A 10,605-nucleotide genomic window follows, 5' to 3' on the forward strand; every position below is an offset into this window, starting at 1 on the left:
AGGCCAGGGGCGATGCGCAGGAACGCCAGACGGTTCGTAGAATTCTCGGTCTTGCTAAACAGCTACGCCGGCATCTCGCGGCGGGCCTGCTGCTGGGCATGCAGGCGGGCAAAGGCGCGGGCCAGGCGCAACAGCATTTCATCGATGTTGCCCTTGCTCACAGTCAGCGCTGGCGAAAAACGCACTACATCCGCTTGTGGTGCATTGAGCAGCAGGCCTTCGTACAGGGCGGCCGCCACCAATTCGCGGGCCAGGTTTTCTTTCAGTTGCAAGGCCCACAGCAGGCCTTGCCCGCGCACTTCGCCCTGGCCATAGCGCCCGGCCAGGCGGCTTAAGCCTTCACGCAGGTGGCGGCCGTTGTCCTGCACCTGAGCGAAGAAGCCAGGCTCCAGCACGGTGCCCAGCACAGCCAGGCCGGCGGCGCACATCAGCGCATTGCCGTGGTGGCTGCCTTCCAGTTCACCAGGCTCGGCGCAGCACGCCGTGCCCCGGGCCAGCAAGGCGGCCAGCGGCACGCCACCGCCCAGGCCCTTGCCCAGGGTGATGATGTCGGCGCGCACGCCATAGGTCTCTTCTGCCAGCAGCGCACCACAGCGGCCAATACCGGTCTGCACCTCATCGAGGATCAGCAGGATGCCCAGTTCGCGGCAGAGCGTTTCCACGCCCTTGAGGTATTCCTGGGTAGCCGGAATAACGCCCGCCTCGCCCTGGATCGGCTCCAGCATGATTGCCACGGTGCGCGAGTCCACCGCCGCGTGCAGCGCCGCCAAGTCATTGAACGGCACCTTGCTGAAACCGGGCAGGCCCGGTTCGCAGCGATTGCACGGCAGCGGGTCGGATGCTGACAGCGCACCCAGGCTGCGGCCATGGCAGGCCTGGCTGGCGGTGATGATGTGATAGGCACCGTTGCGGTGCAGCTGGCCCCACTTGCGCGCCAGCTTGATCGCACCTTCGCAGGCCTCGGCACCGCTGTTGAGCAGGTAGGCCTGGTCACTGCCGGTGCTTTGGCACAGGCGATTGACCAGGTCCAAAAGGCCGCGGCTGTGGAAACCCGAGCCTGGGTTGATCAGCGCCTGGGCCTGGTTACCCAATGCCTTTACCAGCACACTGGGGCTATGGCCCAGGCTGTTGACCGCGCCGCCTTGGGTGAAGTCCAGGTAGGCGTGCCCTTCGTTGTCCCACAACCAGGAGCCCTGGCCACGCACGAATACCTGCGCCGCACGCTCGGCACTGGGCATCAGGCGATCACGCGACAGCTCGGAAGCTTGCGGCACGATCACCGGCGCACGCTTAGGCTCGGCGACGGCGGCAGGGGCCGAGCGGCGCAGGTTGAACAGGTTCATCAGGGCTCCAACCAATCACGGTAAAGGGCGGCACGGTGCGGTCTTGTCGCCGACACTCGATATTTTGCCTTGCCTATCAAAAGTGTTTTTCATCCGGGGTAACAATCGACCTATTCATCGCTGTAACCCTTTGGAATACGGCGATAGACTAGGCTTCACAAGGGTTTTCGACCATTTCGTTTTTCCAGCATTTTTGATAAGCGTTACTTATGGATTTCCGCCAACTGCGTTATTTCGTCGCGGTGTATGAAGAAGGCCACGTGGGCCGTGCCGCCGAACGCCTGTCGCTGTCCCAGCCTGCGCTTTCCCAACAGATCCGTCAGCTGGAGCACAGCCTCGACCTGAGCCTGTTCGAGCGCAGCAACAAGCGCCTGCTACCGACCCTGGCCGCCCACACCCTGTACAACCATGCCTTGCCGTTGCTCGACGGCCTGCAGCGTGCTCACGAGGCCATGCGCAATTTCAAAGGCCAGTCGCTGCGTACCTTGGCCATCGGTGTGCTGCAAACCGTGCGCCCCAGCCTGGTACCGCAGCTGCTTGAACGGCTGCGCAAGGCTCAGCCTCATCTGGTGGTGCAGATTTACGAATTGTCAGGGCTGGAGATCGAGCGGCGCTTGCTCAACGGCAGCCTGGACATCGGTATCAGCTACCTGCCGCCGCGCCAGCCAGGGCTGCATGGCCTGCTGCTGTACGAAGATGAGTTGCAACTGGTGATCCCCGATACCCACCCATTGAAGGACTTCAAGAAGGTGTCCATCCGCCAGGCCGCCGAGCTGCCCATGCTGATGTTGGGCGAGGAGTTCCAGATCCGACAGATCTGGCAGGCGCAGCTGGCCAGTCAGGGCCGACGGCCGCAGGTACAGGCCGAGATGAACAACATGGCGGGGATTCTCGACAGCCTGGCGCACACGGCGCTGGCCACTATTCTGCCGGGGCGGGCCAAGGAGGCCGCCGAAGATGACCAGGGGCTGCTGTGGAAGCCGTTGAGCGAGCCGCGCGTGCCGCTGAAGGTTGGCCTGGTGTTCCGCGATGCCCAGCGCCAGCAGGCCTCTGTGGAGTTGTTGCGCACGCTGCTGGAGGAAGAGACCGATGCCCGCCTTTTGGGGGCGTCACCGCTGGATGTGCTGGCCTGAAAAAACGCGCACAAAGAAAACCCCGCCGAAGCGGGGTTTTCCAGACTGTTTCCCTGTGACATCCGTATCGCCCCGCCATCCTGGCAGGTGGTCCTTCGTCGTCTTCCTTGATCTGTCCTTTGCGCTTCCTGCGCAACGTCCATGTGGTAAAGATTAACCGTGGATCCAATCTGAGACCAGTGGTGAAAAGTCACCACGTCGTGTAGGAAAAAGCTTACAAAGAGGACCTATTCCCAGACACACCGGGAATTGGGGCTGCTGCGCAGCCCATCGCGACACAAGGCCGCTCCTACAAGGACCGCATAAGCCTTGCGCCCTGTAGGAGCGGCCTTGCGTCGCGATGGGCCGCAAAGCGGCCCCAAGATCTGTCAGAACTGCTCAGCATCCAGCAGGTACAGCGACTCACTCCCCGCCTTCACCGAAGCCACCAGCGAATCCACCCGTGGCAGCAAGCGCGCAAAGTAGAACCGCGCAGTCCCCAGCTTGCCCGAGTAGAACGCCTCATCGCCCTCACCCGCCTTGGCCGCCCGCGCCATCAGTGCCCACATGTAGCCATACGCGACATAGCCAAAAGCATGCAGGTACTCGACCGAAGCCGCGCCAATTTCATTCGGGTTACCTTTGGCCTGTTCCAGCACCCATTCGGTCAACCCGTCGAGCTGGTCGAGGCAGACCGCCAAAGGCTTGGCAAATTCGTCTAGTGCGCCATCTGCGCTGGCAATGAACTGGCGAATCTCGTCGGAGAACAAGCGGTAGTACGCCCCACCGCTGGCCACCACCTTGCGCCCCATCAGGTCCAACGCCTGGATACCGTTGGTGCCTTCGTAGATCTGCGTAATACGCACATCACGCACCAGCTGCTCCTGGCCCCACTCACGGATATAGCCATGCCCGCCGAATACCTGCTGGCCGTGCACCGCGCACTCCAGGCCCAGGTCGGTGAGGAACGCCTTGGCCACCGGCGTCAGCAGTGCCACCAGCTCTTCGCTGCGTTTGCGTACGTTGGCGTCTTCGCTGTACTTGGCACTGTCCAGCTGCATGGCCACGTAGGTGGAGAAGGCGCGGCCACCCTCGATCAGCGCCTTCATGGTCAACAGCATGCGGCGCACGTCTGGATGGACAATGATCGGGTCGGCGGCCTTGTCCTTGGCTTGCGGGCCGGTCGGGGCGCGGCTCTGCAGGCGGTCGCGGGCGTACTCCACGGCGTTCTGGTAGGAGCGTTCGGCCGAGGCCAGGCCCTGGATGCCAACACCCAGGCGCTCGTAGTTCATCATGGTGAACATGGCCGCCAGGCCCTTGTTCGGCTCACCGACGATGTAGCCGACCGCCTCGTCGAAGTTCATCACGCAGGTAGCCGAGGCCTGGATGCCCATCTTGTGCTCGATCGAACCGCAGGTGGCCGGGTTGCGCGCGCCGAGGCTGCCGTCCTCATGGACCAGGAACTTCGGCACCAGGAACAGCGAAATGCCTTTTGGCCCCGCCGGTGCATCTGGCAGCTTGGCCAACACCAGGTGGATGATGTTCTCGGTCAGGTCGTGCTCGCCACCGGTGATGAAGATCTTGGTGCCGCTGACCTTGTAGCTGCCATCAGCCTGGGGCTCGGCCTTGGTGCGGATGATGCCCAGGTCGGTACCGGCATGTGGCTCGGTCAGGCACATGGAACCTGCCCACACACCGGCGTACATGTTCGGCAGGTATTTTTCCTTCAAGGCTTCGCTGGCGTGGGCGTTGATCGACAGGCAGGCGCCAGCGGTCAGCATCGGGTACAGGCCGAAGGCCAGGCTGGAAGCGTTGACCATTTCCTCGACCTGCGCCGAGATGGCCTTGGGCATGCCCATGCCACCGAACAGCGGATCGCCGCCCACGCCCACCCAGCCGCCTTCGGCATAGGTGTTGTAGGCCTCGATGAAGCCAGCTGGGGTGCGCACTGCACCATTGTCCCAGTGGCAGCCCTCTTCATCGGCGGCGCGGCTAAGCGGCGCGATGGTTTTGGCGGTGACTTTGCCGGCTTCTTCCAGCACGGCCATGGCCGTGTCGGCGTCGACAACCTCGGCCAGCGCGGGCAATTGCGCCCACTGCTCGGCCACGTTGAAGACTTCATTCAGTACGAAGCGCATGTCGCGCAGGGGCGCTTTATAGTCAGCCATGACAACCTCTCGCTAGTCGGGTCGGGGCGGTCTCGGGGAACCGCGACACTGGGGTTACTGGCAGTGTAACCGAACAACTTTTACGAGACATAGGGTCATCACTCGACCATACAGTCTTATTCGGTCACGCCGTCCGCACGGCCCCACGCTGCGATTGTTGCCCATGCACCATGACACAATTGCGCCCCGCACCTTTGGCGCTGTATAGCGCCTGGTCGGCGGATTTGAGCACCGCCTCGGGGTTGCGATGATCGGCATGGCGCTCGGCCACGCCAATACTGATGGTGACCGAGACCGTGCCGCCGCCACTGCCAGCGCGGCGCTGACGCCCGGCCGTATCGTCCTGCGGGCGGTTATGCTGGTCGCGCAGATGCATCACGTAGTTGGCGATGACTTCACGCACGGCTTCCACATGCGGTACGCATTCTTCGGCGGTCTTGCCAGCGAAGACCAGGGCGAACTCCTCGCCACCATAACGGTAGGCGCGACCACCGCCGGTGACCTTGGACAAGCGGCTGGCGACCAGGCGCAGCACCTGGTCGCCCACATCGTGGCCGTGGGTGTCGTTGAATTTCTTGAAGTGGTCGACATCGGTCATGGCGATCACATAGTTGCGCCCCAGGCGCTGCATGCGTTCGTTCAGCGCACGACGCCCCGGCAGGCCGGTCAGCTCATCGCGAAAAGCCATCTGATAAGCCTCGTGCGCCACGGCTGCGGCGATCATCAGCATCACCTGGCTGCACATGATGTTCAGGGTAAACGGCAGGATGAAGGTTTGCGGCAGCATCCAGAAAATGCCCAGCAGGCCCGTTATCAACGCGGCGTGCAGCGGCCGTGGTGCGCGCAGGTATTGCACCACCAGCAGAATGAACACGCCGATGAACAAGGGGTATACCATCTGAATCAGGCTCATCCACTGGCCATGCAAGGCCGGCCAGCGAATTTCAGCCAACCAGGTCAGCAATGCCTCTGGGTAGCTTTGCTCCAGGGCTACTGCCACGCTGCCCACGGCAAACAGCACGGCACCACGGGCCACCAGGTCCTGCAGCAGGTGAGTGCGTTCCTGCCACGCGCCATACAGCCCGAACAGCGCCGGCAGCAGCAGGCACACCAGGTGGAAGATTACCGCTGCGTCCTCGCGCACGCGGCCATGGTCACGGTAGAAGTCGGTCTGGGTGTCGAGCAGGAAGTAGGCGATGTACACCGTAAGCATCATGAACAGCTCACGCTGGCGGCGGTACACCGCGCAGTAGGCGCCGCCCAGCAGCAGAACCAAGGTAGGCAAGACATTGAACAGCGATGTGAAAAAGACGCTGAGGTCTCTCACATAGGCTGCGGCGAGCCCTGCCAGCAACAGGAACAGCGAAGGCAGGAAGTGGCTTGCGCGAACAGCGTTAAGACGAAACAAGGGTAATCTCCAACCCGGCAGATCAATAATGGCATTGTGCCCCTACTTCATCGGCAGTGCACATGAACAGTTGAATTCAGTTCAGACACAAGGCCACGCCTACACAGGATTCGCAGTAGCACCCCAAAAGCAAAAAACCCGCCTGCCGGTGAAGGCAGGCGGGTTTTTGGTACAGCCGATGGATCAGTACGACAAGCCGAAGTGCTCTTCGTCCATTGCCATCAGGTTGTTGGCACCCGACAGCATGGTCGCCACATGGGTACGGGTACGCGGCAGGATGCGCTGGAAGTAGAAGCGCGCAGTCTGCAGCTTGGCCGTGTAGAACGCCTCTTCGCTGGTGCCTGCAGCCAGTTTCTCAGCCGCCAGGCGGGCGATGTCGGCCCAGAAGTAGGCCAGGCAGGCGTAGCCGGAATACATCAGGTAATCGACCGAGGCCGCACCGACTTCTTCGCGGTCCTTCATGGCGGCCATGCCCACTTTCATGGTCAGCTCGCCCCACTCCTTGTTGATGGCCGCCAGCGGTTCGACGAACTCTTTGACCGCTTCGTTGCCTTCCTGCGCCTGGCAGAACTTGTGCACGATCTTGGTGAAACCCTTCAGTGCTTCACCCTGGGTCATCAGCACTTTACGGCCCAGCAGGTCGAGGGCCTGAATACCGGTGGTGCCTTCGTACAACATGGAGATACGGCTGTCGCGCACGTTCTGCTCCATGCCCCACTCGGCGATGAAGCCGTGGCCGCCGTAGATCTGCACGCCGTGGTTGGCGGCTTCGAAGCCGACTTCGGTCATGAACGCCTTGGCGATCGGGGTCAGGAACGCCAGCAGGGCATCGGCCTTCTTGCGCTCTTCTTCGTCCTGGCTGTACTTGACGATGTCCACCTGCTTGGCAGTGAAGTACACCATGGCGCGGTTGCCTTCGGCGAAGGCCTTCATGGTCAGCAGCATGCGGCGCACGTCCGGGTGGACGATGATCGGGTCGGCAGCCTTGTCCGGTGCTTTCGGGCCGGTCAGGGAGCGCATCTGCAGGCGCTCGCGGGCGTACTTCAGGCCACCCTGGAACGCCACTTCGGCGTGGGCCAGGCCTTGCAGCGCGGTACCCAGGCGAGCCGTGTTCATGAAGGTGAACATGCAGTTCAGGCCTTTGTTGGCCGGGCCGATCAGGTAGCCCGTGGCAGCATCGAAGTTCATCACGCAGGTAGCGTTACCGTGGATGCCCATTTTGTGTTCGATGGAGCCGCAGCTCACGCCGTTGCGCTCACCCACGCCGCCTTCGGCGTTAGGCAGGAACTTCGGCACGATGAACAGCGAAATGCCTTTGGTGCCAGCCGGTGCGTCCGGCAGGCGGGCCAGGACGATATGGACGATGTTGTCGGCCATGTCGTGTTCACCGGCCGAAATGAAGATCTTGGTGCCCGACACTTTGTAGCTGCCGTCGGCCTGTGGTTCGGCCTTGGTGCGCAGCATGCCCAGGTCGGTACCGCAGTGGGGTTCGGTCAGGCACATGGTGCCGGTCCACTCACCGGACACCAGCTTGGTCAGGTAGGTCTCTTGCTGCTCATGGGTGCCATGCGCAGAAATGGTGTTCATCGCGCCATGCGAAAGGCCTGGGTACATGCCCCACGACCAGTTCGAACCACCGACCATTTCGCTCAGGGCCAGGCCCAGCGATTCCGGCAGGCCCTGGCCGCCATGTTCTACGTCATGCGCCAGGCTCGGCCAGCCGCCTTCGACGAACTGCTCGTAGGCCGCTTTGAAGCCGGTCGGGGTTTTAACGCCCGATTCGCTCCAGGTACAGCCTTCCTGGTCACCCACACGGTTCAGCGGCGACAGCACTTGTTCACAGAACTTCGCACCTTCTTCGAGGATCGCGTCGACCATGTCGGGCGTGGCGTCCTGGCAGCCCGGCAGGCTCTGATAGTGCGCCTCATAGCCAAGCAGCTCGTCGCGAACGAAGCGGATATCACGCAAGGGGGCTTTGTAATCAGGCATTGCGATGAACCTCTGGGTCAGTTCTGTGGGGGTGACCAGCTCTTGGCGGCCGTCTATCAAACAGTTGTTTGAAACTTACGTTTAGCACCGCGTTCTGTCAAGGTTGGACTATGGTGCCATTTACGCCGCGAAAAATGGCAAATATGCCATCGCATGACAAAAACCCCTGTGGGAGCGGGTTTACCCGCGAATAGGCCCGCCCAGAAAACAGAGGTATCTGGTCAAACGCATTCGTGGGCAAACTCGCTCCCACAGGGGTGGGTCGCGATGCAGGGGAAACGCCGAGAATTCAGGCGTAGGTGTCGATGATCCGGCCGAGCATTTCGTCGGATGCCTTGACCACTTTTGCGCCAAGTTCGACTTCGGTTTTGCCCACTGCCTGTTGCACGATGCTGGTGGCCATGTCCATCTGCTGGCTGCGGTCGACCGCGCGCAGGCGTTCGGCCTGAAAATCGCTGGACTGGCTGGTGGCGGTACGTTCGGCGGTGGTGTTGGCGATCTGGGCGGCGGCCTGATCGACGCGGCTCTGGCCGGCCTGGATTGCGCTCAGGCCCGCGTAATAAGCGGAGCTACCGGTGATTTCCATGTCAGGACTCCATTGACGCTGGATGACGAACAGCCCCAATTAAAGCAGGCCAGGCGTGAAAAGGCCCGTTTAAATCCCTAATGGCCTGGTGCCAGTCGATAGGCCTGGGGTATTCCCGCAAAAGAACCAGGCCTGGAAACGGCTAATCCAGCAGGTCCAACTGCAAATGCTCAGCCACCATATCGGCGCTGGCCTGCTTCAACTTGGGCACCCGCCCCAGGCAAGGCGCCGGCAAGCGTTCAGCCAGACTGGCCAGGTTTTCTTCCAGCCGTGAAGTACGCGGCTCGATGATGTTTGCCACCCAACCCGCCAGCTGCAACCCGTCACGTTCTATGGCCTCGGCGCTGAGCAAGGCATGGCTGATGCAACCCAAGCGCACGCCTACCACCAGAATCACCGGCAACTGCAGGGCAATGGCAAGGTCGGACAGGTTCTCCAGGCCCGACAGCGGCACGCGCCAGCCACCGGCCCCTTCCACCAAGGTGAAATCGGCATGCTGTTGCAGCACATTACGCATAGCCGCCAACAGCTCTGGCACCGCCAGCGTCACCCCCGCCTCGCGCGCGGCCACATGTGGGGCAATTGCAGGCTCGAAGGCAAACGGGTTGACCTGCTCGTAGGGCAACTTGATCGTGCTTTCGTCGATCAGCGCCTGGGCATCGCTATTGCGCAAGCCTTTGGGCGTCATCGTGCAGCCAGAGGCCACCGGCTTGGCGCCCAACGTGCTCATGCCCTGCAAGCGCGCCGCATGCAACAGCCCGGCGGCGATGGTGGTCTTGCCGACATCGGTGTCGGTGCCGGCAATGAAATAGGCCTGGCTCATCGTGTTCCCCTTACGCCTGTGGCTTGCGCAACACACCATAGACCACTTGATAGGTAGCTGGCAGCCCCGCAGGCTGGCGAAATGCCTCATAGGCTTGCAACAAGCCCTGCATGCGCGCCCTGCCGGTGAGGCCGGAAGGGCGCCCAGGGTTCAGATTGTGTGCCCCTAAAGCCTTCAGCTCGTGGGTCAGGCTACGAACGTCCGGGTAATGCAGCACATGCGGGCGGCGCTGCAGCTCAAGCTGTTCGAAGCCGCTGGCCGCGCACAGGCGTTGGTAGTCTTCGAACCGGCGGAAGCGGTTCACATGCACCAGCCCATCTACCGCTTGCCAACTGGCGCGCAGTTCGTCGAGGGTGCCCACGCACAAGCTGCTGAAGGCCAGCACACCGCCTGGGCGCAGCACGCGCTGCGCCTCGGCCAGCACACTGGCGAACTGGTCGCACCACTGCACCGCCAGGCTGGAAAACACCAGGTCGACACTGCCATCACGCAGCGGCAGGCGCTCGGCGTCGCCAGCCACGTGATACTGCGCCCCGCCCTGTTCATGGCGGGCATGGCGCAGCATGCCTTCGGCGATATCCACCGCCACGCCGCTGGCCTGGGCGAAACGCTCAGCAAGCATGCGGCTGAAGTGGCCGGTGCCGCTGCCCAGGTCCAGCCAATGCAACGGCTGCAGGCCTGCAGGCAACTGCTCCAGCAGGTTCGCACCTACCGCACGCTGCAAGGCAGCCACGCTGTCGTAACTGGCTGCCGCGCGGGAGAACGAAGCCGCTACCTGGCGTTTGTCGGGCAATGCACCGGGTAGGGTCGGACGGGAAAGATCAGTCATCGCCACTCTCATGCAGGAAACTCTTGATGCCCGCCGCCAACTCCTGCGGGTACTCCAACAGGAAGGCGTGGGAACTGTCTTCGACCAGGCCCACTTCCACATCGGGCAACAGCTCGCTCAAGGCCTTCGCCGCCTCTGCCGGCACCAGCGCATCGCTGCCGGCGAACAGGTGCAACTGCGGGCCGCCATAGGCCTGCAGGGCTTCGCGAGTGTCCAGCTTGGCCAGCACCTCAAGGCCGGTGGCCAGGTACAGCGGGTCGGTGTCCGGCACGCCGACACCCAGTTGGCGCAGCAGGGTGCGTGGTTGCAGGGCGCCATCGCTGCACAAGGTACGGAAGCGCTTGAGG

Annotated in this window: 9 protein-coding genes; 1 reads left to right on the top strand and 8 read right to left on the bottom strand. The window is 62.5% G+C overall.

Going from position 1 to position 10,605, the window contains the following annotated elements; all coding sequences use genetic code 11:
• Window positions 1-62: 62 nt before the first annotated feature.
• Window positions 63-1,343 carry an aspartate aminotransferase family protein gene (locus tag APH35_RS17740; RefSeq protein ID WP_012270172.1) on the bottom strand — a complete coding sequence of 427 codons (1,281 nt, stop codon included), beginning with the start codon at window positions 1,341-1,343 and terminating at the stop codon, window positions 63-65.
• Window positions 1,344-1,552: 209 nt separating this feature from the next.
• On the opposite strand from APH35_RS17740, the gene APH35_RS17745 reads away from it, so the two are divergent.
• Complete coding sequence (locus APH35_RS17745) at window positions 1,553-2,476, top strand: LysR family transcriptional regulator (protein WP_012270171.1); 924 nt, start codon at window positions 1,553-1,555, stop codon at window positions 2,474-2,476.
• A gap of 368 nt (window positions 2,477-2,844) precedes the next feature.
• Here the strand turns inward: APH35_RS17745 and APH35_RS17750 are convergent, their stop codons facing one another.
• The 7 genes from APH35_RS17750 to APH35_RS17780 all read right to left on the bottom strand — a co-directional run.
• The gene (locus APH35_RS17750) at window positions 2,845-4,623 is read right to left on the bottom strand and encodes an acyl-CoA dehydrogenase C-terminal domain-containing protein (protein WP_060515208.1); all 1,779 of its coding nucleotides are present in this window, start codon (window positions 4,621-4,623) and stop codon (window positions 2,845-2,847) included.
• A 124-nt stretch (window positions 4,624-4,747) separates the two neighbouring features.
• Window positions 4,748-6,031, bottom strand: coding sequence for a GGDEF domain-containing protein (locus APH35_RS17755; protein WP_012270169.1), 1,284 nt, complete (start codon window positions 6,029-6,031; stop codon window positions 4,748-4,750).
• Between the two features lie 183 nt (window positions 6,032-6,214).
• Entirely contained in the window at window positions 6,215-8,020 is a 1,806-nt protein-coding gene (locus tag APH35_RS17760; protein ID WP_012270168.1) for a phenylacyl-CoA dehydrogenase, read from the bottom strand.
• 289 nt (window positions 8,021-8,309) lie between these two features.
• A complete protein-coding gene (locus APH35_RS17765; protein WP_012270167.1) occupies window positions 8,310-8,606 on the bottom strand; it encodes a hypothetical protein in 297 nt (98 codons plus the stop codon).
• A gap of 142 nt (window positions 8,607-8,748) precedes the next feature.
• Window positions 8,749-9,429 carry a dethiobiotin synthase gene (bioD, locus tag APH35_RS17770; RefSeq protein ID WP_012270166.1) on the bottom strand — a complete coding sequence of 227 codons (681 nt, stop codon included), beginning with the start codon at window positions 9,427-9,429 and terminating at the stop codon, window positions 8,749-8,751.
• A gap of 10 nt (window positions 9,430-9,439) precedes the next feature.
• Window positions 9,440-10,258: a malonyl-ACP O-methyltransferase BioC gene (gene bioC, locus APH35_RS17775; protein WP_012270165.1), complete on the bottom strand. Its 819-nt coding sequence runs from the start codon at window positions 10,256-10,258 to the stop codon at window positions 9,440-9,442.
• Window positions 10,251-10,605 (bottom strand): alpha/beta fold hydrolase (locus tag APH35_RS17780; protein WP_374701343.1); only part of this gene is annotated, 355 nt, incomplete at its 5' end. The genes APH35_RS17780 and bioC, both read right to left, overlap by 8 nt.

The sequence above is a fragment of the Pseudomonas sp. NBRC 111132 genome (genome assembly GCF_001320565.1).
In the GTDB taxonomy this organism is placed as follows: Bacteria; Pseudomonadota; Gammaproteobacteria; order Pseudomonadales; family Pseudomonadaceae; genus Aquipseudomonas; species Aquipseudomonas putida_P.